15 protein-coding genes and 1 tRNA gene are annotated in these 18,566 nt (G+C 52.8%); 2 read left to right on the top strand and 14 right to left on the bottom strand.

Annotation, left to right across the window (positions count from 1 at the left end):
* Positions 1–77, top strand: a tRNA-Asp gene (locus LGT44_RS09695).
* Between the two features lie 359 nt (positions 78–436).
* On the opposite strand, the gene LGT44_RS09690 is transcribed toward LGT44_RS09695, so the two are convergent.
* The 11 genes from LGT44_RS09690 to LGT44_RS09640 all read right to left on the bottom strand — a co-directional run bounded on the left by LGT44_RS09690 (position 437) and on the right by LGT44_RS09640 (position 14,284).
* Positions 437–1,489: an AraC family transcriptional regulator gene (locus LGT44_RS09690; RefSeq protein WP_230330627.1), complete on the bottom strand. Its 1,053-nt coding sequence runs from the start codon at positions 1,487–1,489 to the stop codon at positions 437–439.
* A gap of 128 nt (positions 1,490–1,617) precedes the next feature.
* On the bottom strand, positions 1,618–2,418 hold the full coding sequence (locus tag LGT44_RS09685; protein WP_225691741.1) for a hypothetical protein: 801 nt from the start codon (positions 2,416–2,418) through the stop codon (positions 1,618–1,620).
* Positions 2,419–2,506: 88 nt separating this feature from the next.
* Positions 2,507–4,990 (bottom strand): efflux RND transporter permease subunit, encoded by a 2,484-nt coding sequence (locus LGT44_RS09680; protein WP_230330628.1) that lies wholly within the window; start codon positions 4,988–4,990, stop codon positions 2,507–2,509.
* Positions 4,991–4,992: 2 nt separating this feature from the next.
* Positions 4,993–6,210 carry a YCF48-related protein gene (locus tag LGT44_RS09675; RefSeq protein WP_230330629.1) on the bottom strand — a complete coding sequence of 406 codons (1,218 nt, stop codon included), beginning with the start codon at positions 6,208–6,210 and terminating at the stop codon, positions 4,993–4,995.
* A 162-nt stretch (positions 6,211–6,372) separates the two neighbouring features.
* On the bottom strand, positions 6,373–7,740 hold the full coding sequence (locus LGT44_RS09670) for a DUF1329 domain-containing protein (protein WP_145469454.1): 1,368 nt from the start codon (positions 7,738–7,740) through the stop codon (positions 6,373–6,375).
* 73 nt (positions 7,741–7,813) lie between these two features.
* Positions 7,814–10,438 carry an aminopeptidase N gene (pepN, locus tag LGT44_RS09665; protein WP_230330630.1) on the bottom strand — a complete coding sequence of 875 codons (2,625 nt, stop codon included), beginning with the start codon at positions 10,436–10,438 and terminating at the stop codon, positions 7,814–7,816.
* Between the two features lie 4 nt (positions 10,439–10,442).
* Positions 10,443–11,288: a DUF2797 domain-containing protein gene (locus tag LGT44_RS09660; RefSeq protein ID WP_230330631.1), complete on the bottom strand. Its 846-nt coding sequence runs from the start codon at positions 11,286–11,288 to the stop codon at positions 10,443–10,445.
* A gap of 3 nt (positions 11,289–11,291) precedes the next feature.
* Complete coding sequence (locus LGT44_RS09655; protein WP_145469451.1) at positions 11,292–11,546, bottom strand: YeaC family protein; 255 nt, start codon at positions 11,544–11,546, stop codon at positions 11,292–11,294.
* Between the two features lie 43 nt (positions 11,547–11,589).
* Positions 11,590–12,441 carry a rhomboid family intramembrane serine protease gene (locus LGT44_RS09650; protein WP_230330632.1) on the bottom strand — a complete coding sequence of 284 codons (852 nt, stop codon included), beginning with the start codon at positions 12,439–12,441 and terminating at the stop codon, positions 11,590–11,592.
* On the bottom strand, positions 12,441–13,397 hold the full coding sequence (locus LGT44_RS09645) for a metallophosphoesterase (protein ID WP_145469449.1): 957 nt from the start codon (positions 13,395–13,397) through the stop codon (positions 12,441–12,443). Before LGT44_RS09645 ends, LGT44_RS09650 begins: the two co-directional genes overlap by 1 nt.
* Positions 13,398–13,399: 2 nt before the next feature.
* A complete protein-coding gene (locus LGT44_RS09640; protein ID WP_145469448.1) occupies positions 13,400–14,284 on the bottom strand; it encodes an NAD(+) kinase in 885 nt (294 codons plus the stop codon).
* A 97-nt stretch (positions 14,285–14,381) separates the two neighbouring features.
* Here LGT44_RS09640 and LGT44_RS09635 point away from each other — a divergent pair, with 97 nt between their 5' ends.
* Complete coding sequence (locus LGT44_RS09635; RefSeq protein ID WP_230330633.1) at positions 14,382–15,278, top strand: DUF1853 family protein; 897 nt, start codon at positions 14,382–14,384, stop codon at positions 15,276–15,278.
* Between the two features lie 50 nt (positions 15,279–15,328).
* On the opposite strand, the gene LGT44_RS09630 is transcribed toward LGT44_RS09635, so the two are convergent.
* The 3 genes from LGT44_RS09630 to LGT44_RS09620 form a co-directional block, all read right to left on the bottom strand.
* On the bottom strand, positions 15,329–16,234 hold the full coding sequence (locus LGT44_RS09630; RefSeq protein ID WP_230330634.1) for a 1-aminocyclopropane-1-carboxylate deaminase/D-cysteine desulfhydrase: 906 nt from the start codon (positions 16,232–16,234) through the stop codon (positions 15,329–15,331).
* Positions 16,221–17,420, bottom strand: coding sequence for a hypothetical protein (locus tag LGT44_RS09625; protein WP_230330635.1), 1,200 nt, complete (start codon positions 17,418–17,420; stop codon positions 16,221–16,223). Before LGT44_RS09625 ends, LGT44_RS09630 begins: the two co-directional genes overlap by 14 nt.
* Before the next feature lie 295 nt (positions 17,421–17,715).
* Positions 17,716–18,495 carry a hypothetical protein gene (locus LGT44_RS09620; protein ID WP_145469444.1) on the bottom strand — a complete coding sequence of 260 codons (780 nt, stop codon included), beginning with the start codon at positions 18,493–18,495 and terminating at the stop codon, positions 17,716–17,718.
* Positions 18,496–18,566 lie beyond the last annotated feature (71 nt).

Here is an 18,566-nt window from a genome sequence, read left to right as displayed (position 1 = left end):
GGACTGGTAGTTCAGTTGGTTAGAATACCGGCCTGTCACGCCGGGGGTCGCGGGTTCGAGTCCCGTCCAGTCCGCCATTTTAAAAACGTTTTACTTTAGCTGTACCAACCAATCGTTCGCTCTGGCGCACTCTTGGTATTGAAAGATCCTCCGATTTCCTCTGCTCGATTCGCACGTATCCTTCCTGATCTGCCTTTCTTAGTAATCATCGGTTTTCATCTTGCTGTAACAGTACAGAATTAACTTACGCCTGCCTTAGCGCTGAATGATCTGAGCACAGGAACTTTAAGAGAGATTCATGCTCTGAAGAAGCGCTGACAGTTGTACGTTCTGGCACAGGGTGTGCTTAACGTAAAACAACCACAACAATAATCCTGAACATGGAGGTAGTTATGTCTGACTACATCGAAGATCTTCTGGAAGTCGGTTTTGACGACTACGAAGACGACGTGGACGACGCGGTAGAGATGTAAGCTCTGCCCGACCGTTCGCGGAAACGCCCTGGCGCCTCGCCAGTCCAGCGTTTAAATGCCCGCTGAAATGCCGTCGCTGATCCGAAGCCTAATACATAGGCTATTTCACCCAGAGTCAGCGACGTATCCCGCACATAGCTCACTGCAAGATCCCGCCGCGTATCATTTAATACCTGCTGAAAACTGCACCCTTCATCGGTTAAGCGCCGCCTGACCGTCCAGGGCGCCATATTCAGCCGCTGCGCGACTTGCTCAAGGGTTGGCGTCTGACCGTTTAACAGCGGACCAATGGCACGCTCTGTCAGCTCACGGAAAGTTAAACCGAGGCGTACCCGCTCCAGCTCGCGGTCCGCCAGCTGCTTTAATGCCGAATACGTCGATGCACAACGCTGTTGAACCGGTAAATCCAGTGCCCAGTCATGCAGCACAACCGCATTACGCTCTGCACCAAAATGAACCTCGCACTGAAAAATATCGCTGTAACGCTCCCGGTAAACCGGTGCCGAGAATTCAAATTCAACCCGTGCCAGCAGGTCATGACGGCCACTGAGCAGCTGCATAAAGCGGTTCCAGCCTGACAATACCGAATCAACGACAAACAGGTTGTATTCGTTATACGGACTGATGGAATAAAACTGCGCAACGCCCCTGCCCTTTTCCAGCAGAAACTGCGAACGGCCACGGGCGTTAAAGCTCGACAATAATTCATACTCGGTCAGCGCCCTGCAGGCACTGCGGATATCAGCGGCACTCTGTGCCAGCAAACCCGCCAGGCCCATCGCCGGAGGTGATGTCAGACGGCCCATCTCCAGTCCCAGCCAGGGCATTGAAAATTCCTGAATACAGGCATGCCCCATACGCATAAAACGCGGAATGCTGATACGTGCATCCGGTGATGCCAGCTTTATCTCATCCAGCTGATACTGAGCCAATACAGCCTGAGGCCGGGCACCGGTTACTTCCACCGCACGCGCCATCAACTCCACATAAGCCACCGAAATATCACCGAGTCTCATCGTCTTTTTCTGTTATTAAAATAAAAAGGCATTATCACTGGCCCTGCTGCTGCACGCAAAGCCTGCAACAGCCTAAAACGCAGACATAAAAAAACCTGCCAAAGCAGGTTTCAGAAGCAGGCAAAGGGTCAGGCATCAAAGCCGCCATCCTGTTGTTTCACGGAGGTCTCAGCAGGCTGATATTCCTGCTCATTCTCAGCGACCTGTGGTTCATAAAAATCCAGCAGAAAACGATAAGACAGCGACAGCATCACCAGCGAAATCAGACTGGTAATATAAGTACCGAATGCTGCCACATAGCTCAGTACAGAGTGATCCAGCATAAATAAGGCTAAAAAAGGCGACGCCAGAGCAATGGGCACAATAAATACCACCAACACAAGACGCGAGCCATTACCCTCACTTAATGACCAGGCGCGTTTAAGATCACTTTTCTGCCCCAGAGCCAGCTCCGGTAAAGTAATCGAAAGCCGCGACCAGATATAAAGCGCTGGCAGAACGCCGGCCACTGCCCCTAACCAGGCTTCCTCCTGACCGATAAACAGCATGGCAACCAGCATGGTGCAGAAAAAAACCACCGCGCCAATAACCCCCAGCAACAAGCCCCGCAGCAGATAACGGAACTCTTCCCGTCTCATACCGTGCAGTGCATTGGCGTCCCATTTATCCTGTGGCAGCAGCGTAAAACGATGGCAAGACGTGGCAAACACCACGCTCAGCAAAATCGAAACAATCAGGAAGCCAAACTGGCCAGCATAGTTATTCTCGGCCAGAAAGGTCGAACTGCTCCAGTCAACCAGTGCCAGAATTAACATGGCTGGCAAAAACATTTTGATCACCGCTGCACGCTTTGACCAGAGCAAGGCAACAGCTTCGCTTACCAGATCGGCCACAGGCAGATCGGCACTTAATCCTAAAGGGCTTTTCATTTCTGTTTCCTTCTTTTCATTTCTGTGTCCCTGAAAGAAAAAAGACAAAAAAAACGGTGGCAGCGCCACCGTTTTAATTTCTTACCATTCAGCCAGCCGGTGGAATATCTCCGTGGCGGGCTTTATGACGGGCAATAATGCGTTTCGGGCTGAGCAGATAATGCGCCAGAGCCGGCAGCAGAATCAAGGCACCCAGCATGTTCCACAGGAACATAAAGGTCAGCAGAATACCCATGTCCGCCTGGAATTTAATCGGGGACATAATCCAGGTTGCCACACCAATTGCCAGGGTAATACCGGTGAAACTTACCGCCTTACCGGTTGATTTCAGCGTCTCCAGGAAAGCTTCCTGCAAGGTCTTACCGGCAATAAGCATCACTTCCAGACGGCTGTAAATATAAATGCCGTAGTCGACACCAATACCCACACCCAGTGCAATTACCGGCAGCGTCGCTACTTTCACACCAATCCCCAGATAGGTCATCAGCGCCTGGCTCAACACCGAAGTCAGTGCCAGCGGAATCAGGATACAGGCCACCGCAGTGAACGAGCGGAAGGTCATAAAACACAGCACAAAGACCACAACGTAAACGAAGATCAACATCGTATCCTGCGCATCGGCGATTACCTGGTTGGTAGCCGCTTCGATACCGGCGTTACCGGATGCCAGCTGGAAACGCACCGGTACAGAATCGATTTCTTTATCCGCAATTGCCTGTTCAATTTCGGCAATGGTGTAGCCGAAATATTTTTCGTCAATATTGTCGTCGTACTGCGCCTTAAATTCCTCTACAGCCGCGACGGCGGTTTCCAGAGTCTCAGCTTTATGGTCATTCAGGTAAACAATAACCGGTGCCATAGAGCAGTTAGGATTCAGCAGACTGCTTGGCGCACGCTGAATAGAGGTATTCAGAATGGTCTGGTTACGCGACAGCGCCGACCAGTTCAGGTTGCCTTCGTTCATCGCTTTGGTAACCAGCTTCGATACGGTGACCAGCGAGGTTGTTGACTGCACACCCGGTACGTTTTCCATGTACCACATAAAGCGATCCACGGCGTCCATTACCTTGAAGCTGTTGCACTGCTCTTTAGCGGTTTCAACCATCACCACCAGAACATCAGAACTGGTTGAGTAGTTGGACACCATAAAGTCGTTATCAAGGTTGTAGCGCGAGTCAGCACGTAATTCTGGCGCACCTTTATCCAGATCACCGATTTTCAGGCCCTGGCTCATCTGATAGCCGAATACAGCCATCACAATGGCAATCACAATAGGAATCGGCGCCACTTTCGGGCTGGCAAAATAAGACATTGCCTTCCACAGTTTCGGCTCGGATTTTTCGGTTTTCTTGGCGTGACGCACACCGGCTTCGCTGATACCGATAAAGGACATCACAATCGGCAGTAATACCAGGTTAGTAACGATAATCATCGCCACACCGATACTTGCAGCAATCGCCAGTTCCTGAATTACGCCGATATCAATAAACAGCAGCGTCAGGAAGCCCATCGCATCACTTAACAAAGCAAGCATGCCCGGTACATACAAACCACGGAATGCCTGGCGGGCAGCCTGCAGCTTGTCGGCACCTTTACCGGATTCAATGGCAATACCATTAATAATCTGTACCGCGTGACTGATACCAATCGCAAACACCAGGAAAGGCACCAGTACCGAGTACAGGTCAACGGTGTAACCCATCAGCGCCAGTGCACCCAACTGCCATACCACAGCAATCAGCGATGCAATGATAGGAACCAGCGTACCTTTCGGGCAACGCGAATACAGGTACAGCAGAATGGCAGTCATCGCCATCGCCGCCAGGAAGAAGTAAACGATGGACTTTGCACCATCCAGCAAATCACCCAGTTTCTTCGGCGTACCGGTGATGTATACGCGGTATTTATCGTTGCTGTATTTGGCGCGGATTTTATCTTCCAGGTCCTGGGAGAACTTCTGGTAACTCAGCTTGGCACCGGTTTCCGGATCGTATTCAACCAGCGGTACGTCAATAATGGATGAGCGGAAATCGTTGGATACCAGACGGCCAACCTGACCCGACTTCAGTACGTTCTGACGAACCTGTTCCAGGCTTTCCGGGCCACCATCATAGGTACTCGGAATAACCGGTCCACCCTGGAAGCCCTCTTCCGTTACTTCCGTCCAGCGGGTATTCGGCGTCCACAAAGACTGCATACCGGAACGGTCAACCCCTTTAACGAAGAATACTTCATCGTTAATTTTGCTCAGGGTTTCCATATAGTCTTTAGTAAAAATATCGCCCTCAAGTGCTTCGATCGAAATCTTCACATTGGCGACACCGCTCTTCATGTCATCTTTATGTACCAGAAAATTCTGGATAAAGGTGTGGTTCAGCGGAATGTATTTCTCGATGCTGGAGTCCAGTTTTACCTTGGTCAGACCATAGGCAAACAGCAGGGTCAGCAGACCCAGGACAATCATAACCAGCATGCGGTTATTAAACAGAATGCGTTCTAAAGCCGGCTCTGTCTCTTTCGACAGGATGTAATGTTCCGGCTCTGTAGAAAAATGGTGCTGTTGTTCAGCCATGATTAAAAATCTCCCGCCGCCATGCTAATGCTCTGATCAATTAACTCGCCGGCAGCATTAAGGCGCTTAACACCCGCCTCGCCAACAATAATAAAGTTACCGTCTGATGCTTCTGCAACCGCTGCAAAGGCTTTGCGCCCTTCCAGAATCGATGCTTTTGGATTCTGCATCTGAGCATCAAAAATCACCACTGAACCACCATTGCCGACCAGCAAAGTATGCTTACGGCCAATAGTGCCGGACAGTAACGTCTGCTCACTGCCTGTGGCTTTTTCATCCCAGCTGATGCCACCATCAACAGAACTGAAGACGTGACCACGGAGACCAAACATAATCTGCTTATCGCCGGCGGCAATCAGACCGAACAGTGAACCTTCATACGGAGAGTCCATGCTGTGCCAGCTCTGGCCCAGATCATCGGAACGCAGGATCATGCCCATTTCGCCAATCATCGCCAGAGAGCGCGGGCCTACCATGGAAATTGCATTCAGGTGGAGGCGATCAGGGTTCGGTAAGCGTGAAGACACGTCTTCCCAGGTCGTACCGCCATCCAGGGTATAGAAAAACATGCCATAAGCACCAACGGCATAACCGCGTTTGGCATCGTAGAACCACACATCCAGGAAAGGTTTGGTAGAGCCTGTGCTCTGATCGTACTGGGCATCCTGCAGACCATAGGTTGCGGTTTCCAAAGCCATTTCAGCTTCTTCAATGGCAACATCATCGCCGGCCGCTTCAGCCGCTTCGAGACGATCTTTGGCACGCTGTTTTGATTTGGTTGCTGCAGCAACAATGGCGGTATTGGCCTGATAGCCATCGAACTGTTTAACCCAGGTCTTACCGGCATCTGATGAGTGCAGAATGACACCATCGTGACCAACCGCCCAGCCGTAATCACCGGATGGGAAATACACAGCCGTCAGGGTGACCGATACCGGGACCCTGGCCTGTGCCCAGGTTAAGCCGTCATCGTCGGAATAGACAATATGACCATGCGACCCCACCGCAACAAGACGGCGGTCTGCCCGGACAACATCAAGTAGCAGCGTCTGATGGGCACGCTGAGTCAGTAAAGCCGGGGTATTAAGAGGGTCCTGCCAGGCTGCCTGAGCTGAAACTGCGCTTAGCAGTACGCCAAGAATCAACCCAACCCGGGTAAAGCCCATCGCCAGCGCTCTTCCCGTAGCACGAGCGTAAGACTGAACCAAATCAGAAAACATAAGGAGCTCCGTTTTTATAGTAATGTCGGAAGGCGGCTAGTCTAGCCGACTGATTTATCATTGACTAACGTCCAGTTGTTACAGAATGTAAGGGGAAAATCGTCTGTTTTGACCCTTAAATACAAGAACGGATGAGTAAAACTCATCCGTTCGTTTGCCCGATCAGCGCTTACCGCGGCGGCGCAATTCGGCCGGAGTAAAGTAGCGATCCCCCGGAGGCTCATTGGTATAGTCAATGGTCCCCGCTTCTTCATTATCCAGCCCCTGCACGTGATAGCGCTTGGCTTTCAGATCATGGAACACATCCATCGTGGTCCAGGTTACCGGCAACTCGTAATAAGTTTTCATGTAGGCCATGTTCACACGCCAGAGATCACCGGCCGAATCGTACTGGTCAGCAACCGCAACCCCCCAGGTATCTTCGTCCAGGTAGAACACGCGCTTGTGATATACGTGACGCATACCGTCTTTCAGGGTTGCTTCAACAATCCATACACGGTGTTTTTCATAGCGGGTGTAATCAGGATTCAGATGACCCGGTTTAATCAGATCTTTATAGCTGACCTTATTTGAACTGAGCTTGTAGCTGTTATAAGGAATATAGATTTCCTTTTTGCCCAGCAGCTTCCAGTTGTAACGATCCGGAGCACCGTTATACATATCCGTGTCATCGGCATAACGCAGACCATCAGCCGCTGCAATCGGCGTATCGTAAGCCAGGTTAGGCGCACGGCGTACACGACGCTGACCAGCGTTATAACCCCATGCCTGACGGGCTTCATCCACCTGGTTCAGGGTTTCATGAACCAATACCGCACCACCCGCCAGACGCGCAGGGGCTTTGGTAAATGACAGGTAGTAGAACAGAATATTATTCAGATCTTCGATGCTTTTATCACGGCGATAAAAGTTGAATTCAACTTCCTGCTGTACCGTTACCAGCGAGAAATCACCATCAACATGTACGGCAATTTCAGACGCCCGGCGGGTTAAATAAATGCCGCGCCAGCGTGTTACGTGGTTCCAGATGGCTTCCAGACCGGTTTTGGCAAGCGGAAAAGGAATCCCGCCATAGGCATACATCAGACCATTGCCGTCTTTATTCAGCTCGGCACGGATAGCGTTTTTGTAGGTATTTTCGTACACCCACTCAGGTGCAGCTGCCGTACGACGGGTCTCATAGACCGGCATTTTAAAAGTATCAGGATATACCTTGAATAATGCCTTCTGGCCCGGGGTCAGGTACTCGGCATACTGCTTCATATTGGCCGCCGTAATGACAAACAACGGTTTATCTTTGGCGTACGGATCAATATGGTGCTGGCCAGGCTTGTTATAGCCCACCGGCGGCAGATTCAGACCACCACGCCAGGGCGGAATATCACTGCCATTACCACTACGTTCAGCTCCCAGCGGTGTCAGTTCCCCTTTCAGGCGATCCGCTTCTTTAACGGATACTGCCGCCATTGCCGTCGGCATTACAAACGCCAACGCCAATGCACCAGCCGCTATCCACTTATTTTTTTTCATTATGCGACCTCAACTACACCGCAGAGTGCGGCAATCTTCCCCGAAGCAAGAATAAAGAAACTTGCAGCGATGCTCAAATCAAACTCTTGCTGACAACCTCATACACGTCTTTGGATAAAGCGCCATGCTGCATAATGCGTTGCAACTCGGCTTTCATCAACTCCGATAATTGCGGCACCAGACGCCGCCACTTGGTCAGTGGCGTCAACAGACGTGCGGCGATCTGCGGATTACTGTCATTCAGACGCAATACCGCATCGGCCAGTAAACGGTAGCCGGCACCATCTTCACGATGAAAATGACACAGCGCCTGATTGGCAAATGCCCCCAATACCGAGCGTACCTTATTCGGGTTACGCCAATCGAAGGCGGTATGTGCCAGAAGCTGCTGAATAAATTCCACCTTACCCAGCTCTGCCGAACCGGCCTGCACCGACAGCCACTGATTCACCACCAGCGCATCCTGTGACCACTGCTGATAGAAATCGGCCAGCAACTGTTCTGCCTGCGCGGCATCACCGCTGTTGACGACTGCCACCAGCGCGGCCATCTGGTCGGTCATATTATCCGCGCTGCGATACTGGCTGACGGCCTGCTGCAGACCAACAGTACTGCCCTTCACCCAATATGCCAGCGCCAGATTTTTCAGACTGCGCGCCGACATCTGTGCTGGTTCTGGTGCATAAGGAGCCTCCGATTGCAAACGCTGATAACAGGCGGCAAATTCTTCACTCAGCGATTCAGCAATCGCCTGATGCACCTGTTTACGCGCCGCATGAATCGCCAGTGGATCAACCTCGGCAGAGAATTCAGCCACATAGGCTTCCGATGGCAGTGTCAGCAGACAGCTGACCATCGCCGGATCGAGTGATTCATCAGCCAGCAGACGGGCAAAAACTTCACGTACTTCCGGGCGTAATTCAAAATTGCCCTGTTGGGCGGCATTAATCCAGCTCAACAGCAGACGCTGACCGGCATCCCAGCGGTTAAAGCCATCGCTGTCATACTGCAGTAAAAACAGCAGATCGTCGGCGGACTGTTCGAATTCCACTTTCACCGGTGCCGAAAAATCACGGAACAGCGATAAGCGTGGTTGTTCTGCAACATCACTGAAGACAAAGGTTTGTTCAGCTTCGGTCAGGTGCAGCACCTGACTGCTTTCTGTCCAGGCAGAAGCCGGTTCAACATGAATAGCCAGGTCTTTTCCATTAGCGCCAATCAGACCGAGCTGCACCGGAATCCATTGCGGCAGTTTATTACTTTGCCCCGGTGTATCCGGGCAGCGCTGAGTCAGTGTCAGCCGCAGCTGCTGAGCATCCGCATCGTATTCACTGCTGACCGTCACCAGCGGTGTACCCGCCTGCTTATACCAGCGTTTGAACAGGGTCAGATCAACGCCGTTAGCGTCTTCCATCGCCTGCACAAAATCATAAATGGTAACGGCCTGGCCATCGTGGCGGTCAAAATACAGATCGGAACCTTTACGGAAACCGTCTTTGCCGAGAATTTTGTGCAGCATGCCGACCACTTCGGCACCTTTTTCATAAATGGTGACGGTGTAGAAGTTGGAAATTTCGATAAAAGAATCCGGCTGCACCGGGTGCGCCATCGGCCCACCGTCTTCGGCAAACTGTACGGTGCGCATAATGTTTGCGTCTTCAATACGTTTAACCGTGGCGGAATTCATATCAGCCGAGAAACAGGCATCACGGAACACCGTAAAACCTTCTTTCAGGCTCAGCTGAAACCAGTCACGACAGGTAACACGGTTACCCGACCAGTTATGGAAATATTCGTGCGCAACAATGGCCTCAATACGCTGATAGGCAGCATCGGTGGCGGTCGCCGGATTGGCCAGAACACAGGACGAATTGAAAATATTCAGTCCTTTATTTTCCATCGCGCCCATATTGAAGTCATCGACGGCGACGATCATAAAAATATCCAGATCGTATTCGCGGCCATACACTTCTTCATCCCAGCGCATGGAGCGTTTTAATGCATCAAGGGCATAGTCGGTTTTATCGATATTCTGGGGCTCGACAAAAATTTTCAGTGCCACATCACGCCCGTTCATGGTGGTAAAGCGGTCTTCTTTAACGCGTAAATCACCGGCTACCAGCGCAAACAGATAGGCTGGTTTTTTATGCGGGTCGTGCCAGGTCACTTTATGCAGACCATTATCAACGCTGTCAGCAATCAGGTTGCCGTTAGATAACAACACCGGAAATTGCGCCGCATCGGCAATAATGTGCGTAGTAAAAACCGACATCACATCCGGACGGTCGAGATAATAGGTAATGCGGCGGAAACCTTCAGCTTCACACTGGGTGCAGTACATACCACCGGAACGGTACAGGCCTTCGAGGGCGGTATTTTTTGCCGGATAAATCCGGGTTGTGATGGCCAGTTGTGAGCGCTGCTGTATGCCTTTCACGGTCAGGCTTTCATCACCCAGCTCATATTGTTCGGTGGTAAGAGTCTGACCATCCAGCACCAGACTTATCAGTTCCAGATCCTGACCGGCAAGCAGCAAATCAGCGCCATCCGCTGCCTGATCATTGCGCACCAGATCCAGCAGCGTCGTCACCAGGGTATATTCATCCTGTAATTCAAAGGTCAGCTCAGTGCGCTCAATCCAGTAGTCCGGCTGCTGATAGTCTTTCAGATAAATGGCTGTTGGCTGTGCATCACGCATAGACTTAATCCTTTAACGCAAATGAAATATGGTATGAGCTGAATTTACGTAAATTAATCACACCACCATCCAGTATTAAATACTGCCCCTTAAGGCCCAGCAGACGACCGCTGACCTGAGGATTTTTATCAAAATTAAAACTGCTGATTTTGCCCGGATACTGACTGACCGGGTAGTCAAACTGCCAGACATCGGCGTCGTGCAGAAGCTGCACACTGCCCACACCTTCGCGCTGTTCAAGTTCAGCCAGCGGCTGGGAAAACTCACTCAGCAGACGATCACGCTCTGCCGCTAAATCGAGAACAGCGGCCGGGCCTTTCAGCAAGGTGCGCCAGTTGGTTTTATCGGCTACCTGCGAACGCAGTAAATCTTCGATCAAACCTGACAAGCGGCGATTTTTAACCCGCGCAATCGGTAACGCCTGTGCTGCGCCCTGATCCAGCCAGCGCACCGGCATTTGTGTGGCACGGGTAATACCCACTTTTAATCCGGAAGAATTCGCCAGATAGACAATATGATCGTTAAAGCAAACCTGCTCTGCCCACGAAGGCTCGCGGCAGGTACCCGCCGAAAAATGGCATTTTTCCGGGCTCATCATGCACGAATCGCATTGCGCCAGCGAGGTAAAGCAGGGGTAACAATAGCCCTGACTGAAACTGGTCTTGGTACGCCGCCCACAATGACTGCAGTGAATGGCACCGCTGTAGGTCATTTCAATATGACGGCCAATCAGCGGATTTAAATCCAGCCGCTGATCGTCCAGCACCAGCTGATACTGCACAACGTCATCGTGTTCGCCGGCCTGCAGGGCCATTTTACTGAGCAGGCCACTGGCCAGAATCTGAGTCATAAATTACTGCAGGGTCAGTGTCTGAACATCGTCGTGATCATCTTTACCTGACGATTTACAGGCATCTTCCATATAACCCACGCGCTGCTCCGCCGGCAGGTCGTGAATTTGTTCATAATGAATAATGGCTTCCATGCACAGTTCTCGCTGCTGAGGCTCCAGCTTACGGCCATCAGGCCAGCGTCCCAGCTCTACCGCATTGCGCAGATTCTGGTAGATTTCAGGCGTCAGGGATTTAATAAGTTGTTCAAGTGTCATAGCAACCTCATTACAGACCTGCACACAGCGGCAGTGTCTTTTCTTACTTAAATTCAGTATCACGGCTGACGGTTTTAACCGGCCACAGCATAGCCAGAATAAAACCACTGATCAGTCCGCCTAAATGCGCTCCATGCGCGGTACCGGATAATCCCGGCACTAAGGTATCGGCACTGATGGTGAGCAACAACCAGCCCACCATGACCGGTAATAACATGCGCGGAATCTGATAATCGATATTGCGCCGGCGCTGACGGAATCCAACCCAGCCAAGCAATCCCAGAGTGACGCCGGAAATCCCGCCAAATGCCGGCCCGGCATACCACCACTGCACCATATTGCCCATCAGACCGCAAACCAGCAGCAGAACCAGCAGAGGCTTAACGCCCTCATGCTGCTCTACTCTTCTGGCCAGAATCCACCACCAGAGCGAATTAAACAGCAAGTGCAGAAGTGAAAAATGCAGCAAGGTTGGCCGCCATAATTCCCAGACACCTAATTGCCAGTAAACACCCGGATCAAAGCGTTGCTCTGGCCAATAATCTGCGCCTGCGCTGACCCAGCTTTGCCAGCCGGTTGAAAAATGCATCCAGATAAATACGGCCGGTAACAACAATAAAATAAAGGTGCTGAGCGGTGTTGCCAGTAACTGCAGTAATCCCTGCCACAGCTTAGGTTCAACCGCTTCCGCAGGCAGCGGAGTGATCTGCCCTGCCTGCCATTCTTCCAGCCACTGCTTAACCTGCGGCGCATGACGGCCATCGGCCAGATATAAACACTGCTGACCATCCGCCTGATCAATGACTCTGTGCGCTATACGTTCGGCCCACAGACGCTGAGTCAGCGGCGATAAATCCACACCGGCCGGTGCGACCAGCACAAGCACAGGCTCCATCAGCGCTCGCTCTTTTCTACCCGCACCCAGGTAAATTTACCCGGCTGCAAACTGCGTTCGGTATCCATACGGTACGCGGCAAGACGTCCGTATTTAACCGCACTGTAATCAAGACAGGCGATATTAGGCACAATGGGCGCAGGTAAACCCTGCATCCAGTAGTGGCCAATAAACAGCGGTTTTTCCTGCGGGCCGTAAAACAGCAACTGGTCGCGTTCTTCACCGCTTAATAAAGCGTGTTCGATATCATCAGGCAGCGGATCAGGCTGAAAAACCACATCGCTGTAGCGCTCCGGATCACCTTCCCAGAATTTGGTGCGGAAAAACTGCCGCACCATACCGTCTTTGGCTGTCATTGAACGGCCATCGGGTAGTTTCAGTGATGTGCCGCGCAGCATGCGGTCGAGAAATTTATAAATAAATGAACTGGTATTCACCGACTCGGCGAGCATATTTTTATGCAGCTTATTACTGCCATAACGGCGCAGATATTCGTCAATCATGGCCTGATCCCAGCAGGCATGAACCACGCGGAAGTGCTCATAATCAAGGAACAGCGGCAGATCGATAAACCAGTCGAGAAATTCATTAAACTCGTGCGGATAATTAGCAAACTGCTCCAGTGTCTGCTCGACAATAAAGCTGTTGCGTTTGGTGTGCGGACGCAGAAAAGGCTGGCGCATTCCCGGCGGCGCTTCGGTGCAATAGGTCACCACATTGTATTCGTGATTACCCATCACTATGTCGGCATGACCGGCATCGACCATATCGCGAACAACATGACAGGCGAGACGGATATGCGGTCCGCGATCAACAATATCGCCGAGAAAAACGACCTTGCGCTTCGGGTGCTGGTACACGCCACCACGTTTGCTGTAGCCCATTTGCTCCAGCAATTCGATCAGCGTTTCGCCACAGCCGTGAATGTCACCGATTAAATCGTAACCCTGGTGCATACTTAATCCCCCAGGTTGCTACTCCAGCCCAGTTTAGTCCGGCAAATTTCATAGAAATTGTGGCCTTTGGGGTGAATCAGCTTCAGTTTATGGGCTTTTTTGCGGATGGTAATACTGTCGCCGGGCGCACAGGGAATATGCGTCTGGCCATCACAACTGATGGTCGGGTAAATACCCAGATCCGAATCAATCACGATTTTAATTTCGCTCTTGCCGTCAACCACAATCGGCCGGCTGGAAAGCGTGTGCGGGAACATCGGCACCAGCACCAGCGCATCCAGCTTCGGGTGCATAATCGGGCCACCGCCGGAGAGCGAATACGCGGTCGAGCCGGTTGGTGTCGATACAATCAGACCATCGGAACGCTGGTTATAAACGTACTGGCCTTCAATCCACAGATCAAAAGCAATCATCCGTGCTGACTTACCCGGGTGCAGCACCACATCGTTCAGCGCCGCGGCGGTGGCAATCGGATTGCCATCACGCTTTACCTCAGCATCGAGCAGGAAGCGCATCTCGCTGACGTATTCGCCATTAAGAACATCCTGCACCGCATCGAACATAGTTTCGTCCGGGCTGATATCGGTCAGGAACCCCAGGCGGCCACGGTTAATCCCCAGCACCGGGGTATTAAAACGCGCCAGTGCGCGCGCGGCACCCAGCAAGCTGCCGTCACCGCCCACCACAATCACCAGATCGCAGATCTCACCGAGCAGATTAACATTGCTGACCTGCATGCCATGACCCGGCATCACTTCAGCAATACGGTCATCAAGAATAACGTGATAGCCTTCATCGATCAGATAACGGGACAGACGCTTAACCGTCTCAATCACTTTATTGCTGTTCAGACGGCCGATCATGCCGATGTTACGAAATTCTTCCATTACTGCGACCTGGCATTTAAGTGGGCGATAGGCAGAACGGCTGGCTGCAGCCCTGCGAATAATGGCCCGATTTATACCACAGAGGAGTTAAAAACGCTTGTTTGCCGCTGATCATTCCTACTTCGCCCTGCCCGGCCAGCATCAGCGCGACCTGATCTGGAGCCTGTTCGGCCCGCCCCTGCTCGACTGTGACTGGAGCCCGACTGAGCAACCCTGGCTGCCCGATCACTGGCAACCTCTGGCTGCCCAACTGAGCAATCTGGCTCCGGACTTCAGCAGTCCGCGTCTGGGATTAATATTTGAGCAGCTGTGGCAGGAATATCTGCAACTCAGTGGCATCCGTTTTCAGGCCAATGTGCAGATTATTGATCAGGGCAAAACCCTCGGTGAGCTGGACCTGCTGCTGGATGACGGCCGCCAGCAATGGCATCTGGAGCTGGCGCTGAAATTCTATCTTGGCTACGGCAATGAACAGGGCCAGCACTGGATCGGCCCCAACCGCGCCGATCTGCTGGCACGCAAGATCCGCCATACCCATGAACATCAGCTGCCCATGCGCCAGAATCCGCAGGCACAGCAACAACTGGCTGCGCTGAACTGGCAGCCGCAGACCAGTCTGGCGGTGATGCGCGGCTGCCTGTTTTATCCGGCCAACCCGCAGTATCAGGCCTGCCTGCCGGCGGAAGTGTCGGCCCGTCACTGGCGCGGACACTGGTGCCATGCCCGGCAGGCCGCCGATTATCTGCCACAGGGGCGCTGGTACGTGCTGGCCAAACCGCAGTGGCTGAGCCCGGCGCTGGCGGCTTTCAGCATCGGCCGGGAGGAGTTACTTGAGTATCTGCGCACGCATTTCCGTCATCTGACCTATCCCTGCTGCGTGATACAGACAGAAGAAGGTCCATACGGCTGGGCCGAACAGCAGCGCTGGCTGATTATGCCGGATGACTGGCCGCAGAACGGCACCCATAAGAATCTGCCGGTTAAGCTGGGCTAAGATCGGGCTGGGCTAAGGTCGGGTTAGTTGAGGTCAGATTTAAAAGCACATTACAGCGAATAGCCGCGACGCCCCTGCAACCCGCCGCTGTGAATCAGTAAAATCCGGGCGTTCGCGGATTCAGTCATCAGGGCCTGCTCAAAGGCCAGCAACAGTTTGGCGGTATACACCGGGTCCAGTGGCAGATGCTGACGATCATAGCGTTCAATCAGCGCCAGCAGCTCTGGCGAAGTACGTCCGAACGCACCCAGATGAGCATCATCCAGCAGGCGCCAGCGTACATCCGCCGGCATCGCCTGCTGCCAGGCGCGCAGGCGTTCACCCTGATCGGCAACCGCATTCACCCCGACCAGTTCACAATCAATCCGTTGTTCCTGCAGCCCTTTCGCCAGTCCCAGTGCCGTTGTACCACTGCCAACCGCCAGCCAGACCTGATCGTAGTCTGCGCACAATGGCGCCAGTTGCCGGCACTCCTGCTCTCCGGCATCACCTGCGCCGCCCTCAGGAATCACAAAGGCATCGTAGTGCTGAGCCAGCTCCTGCCACCATTGCGGATCATAACGGCGGGCGTAAGTTTTTTTATCGGCAAAAACCAGTTCAGCTCCCCAGCTCTGGCAATCCTGCAACGTAGCCGTCAGCGGCAGATGTGCATAGCCGCGTACCAACGCAATCACCGGAATATTCAGCGCCTGCCCGAGGGCTGCAAGAGCATGCAGATGATTGGAGTACGGGCCGCCGAAACTCAGCAGCGTACGGCGGCCGGATGCTCTGAAGCGCGGCAGAAATCCGGCCAGCTTAAAGGCTTTGTTACCGGAGATATGAGGATGCAGACGATCAAGCCGCAGGATATCGACATGGCCGCGGGACGACAGACCGGGCACAGGCTCAATCAGGGCGGCCAGCTCAGCCGGATCAATCCCGGACCAGCCAGCCCCGGTGTCGTCAGCTGCCGGCAAGGTGCAACTGGCGGTGCAGTTTACAGTAGGCATTCAGGTCGTGATCGAACTCACGCGGATGCTCGATGCGGGGGATTTCAGCGTTGCATTGCTGACAGCGCGGATCGTCATAATGATCCAGCCAGCGACGGTAAACCTCTTCGCTGACAAAACACTTCTGTGCCGCGTAGGCCAGTGGGTTATCGGCATAACGCAGCATGTTGGCCGGCGTAATGGTCAGATGACCAACGCCCGGATGAAATGCCACCAGCACCGCTTCCAGGCCATCCAGACGATTAACAAAACGTTCAGCGTTCTGCTCTTCTGCCTGTTCCAGATACTGGCGCAGGGTTGCTGCTTCTTCTTTTAAGCGTGCCGCTTCTTCATCACTGACCACAGGCTCTGCCACTGGTTGGTTATCGTTCAGAGCCTGACGTAAACGCTCAGTCTCCTGACGCTCCTGCTCCAGCGCCAGGGTCAGGCTTTCGACTTCGGCGGCATGAGCGGCCATTTCATTGCGGTGCACCTGGCGCAGCTCTTCAAGTTCGGCTTCGCCGGAGGCATCCGCCTGACGTCCCAGCTTTTCATTCAGGCTCTTCTGCCGCTCAATTTCCTGCTGCAGCTGCTGCAGCTGACGGCGGTAGGCTTCCATCTCATTGCGCAGCGTGCGCTTAAGGTCTTCGACTTCCGGGTCGCTGTGCTTTTTAGCCAGCAGGCTGCCGGCGCCGGCGCCACCGGTCACACGTTCCACAGCAGAAATTCGCTCCTGCGGCCACAAATCACGCTCGGTTAACGGCGCCTGATCGCGCAGCATGCTGCCACGCAATGCTTTGCGGATAGCCATAAAATCGGATGTCACCGGCTCCCACAGCGAGTCAGCATGCCAGCTGATGGAACACTGACTGCGACAGGCCAGCCGGATACGGCCGGCGCCCATATTAGGACCACGCCCGGCACTGTCAGCCAGACGACGCAGCGGCATATACCAGCGCGCATCAATCACAGAATGTTTAACCGGTGCCTCAAACAGCACCAGCGCTTCGGCCGAACGGTGATTGCCGATCTGCAGATAGGCCGCCTGTATTTTGTGTTCCGCAGCATGCTGCAGAGGTGTTTGCTGACGAACCAGACGTTCAAAATCTGCCAGCCAGTACGCTTCGACCACCTCGTGGTCATGCAGGACTAAAACGGCTTCCTGAATACTCATGCTTGCATCTCTGCTTATGGTGCCGGACAGACAAAGGTCATCGTCAGCGGGTAGTAACAAATCAGGGCCTGTTTAATTCGTGTCAGCCGGCCCTGAGATTGTCTGACACACTAATGAAAACTTATGACGCCGAACAGGTCAGTTCCCGCCACCAAAATGAAGGATTATATTCTGTGACGAACGTCACAAACGAATTTTTCCCTTTGTTTTCAGCACTTTAAAAAAATCACTGAAAGCAGGCATGTGACATTTTACGACCCACTAAAGGGGCATTCAGGATAACTTCCGGGGCCTGTCAAAACTTACGTTTCTCTGAAGCGTTAGGATTGGTGGGAATGCCAAAAGGATCATGCTCATCTTTGATCTCTTTCGATAACGCCTGAGCAAGGCTGCCCTCTTTCTTTTCGCCACCGTTATATAAAGAAGCAGTACGCTGGGTCAGATCGCGGATGCGCTGGTTTTTCTCCGGATACTGCAGGTCAAACTCAATCAGAATCTTTTTCGCTGCTTTGTAGTAATTGGTCGCAGTAATCACATCACCACGCCCTGCCGCCACATCACCCTGCGCGGTGTAGGTATCGACTTCTTTTTCCAGCAGAGTCAGACGCAGATAACGGCGATACTCCATCATTGCCGCCTCCGAAATCAGTTTTTTACGCGCCATAACATTCAGCGCCTTCAGAATCCGGCCAAACTGGCGGCGCGCAAAACGTATCTCACGATCGCTTTTCAGTACCCGGCGATTACCTTTGCCTTCATCAATTTTGCGCCGGTAAGGTGCTGCATCAAACAGCTCCTGTGCGGAACTGTTGTTGTCTTTCTTAGGCAGGGCTTCCTGATAAACAACGTACAACTGTTCGACCCTCTCCAGGACCGCCAGCTGCACCTCCTTAAAATTATCAACCAGAATCAGAAACTCCAGCGCTTCCAGCAGATCATCCGCCCCCTGCTTCACCGCCCGGGCCTGTAAACGCTGGGCTTGCTGCGCCTGCTGCCTGCGCCCCGCCATAACCAGTCCGAACAGAATCAATGCAACCGGTAACGCTATCGCCACGATCAAACCAATCGCTGACATAAAAAACGGTTCTCCCCAATCTATGCTATTCCTAAACAAAGGCGCTGTTTACACGGCCTTTGGTGACGTCA

The organism is Thalassolituus alkanivorans (genome assembly GCF_020447205.1).
In the GTDB taxonomy this organism is placed as follows: domain Bacteria; phylum Pseudomonadota; class Gammaproteobacteria; order Pseudomonadales; family Oceanobacteraceae; genus Venatoribacter; species Venatoribacter alkanivorans.
Note: the sequence above shows the minus strand (reverse complement) of the source record. Positions and strands in the feature narration are given on the sequence as shown.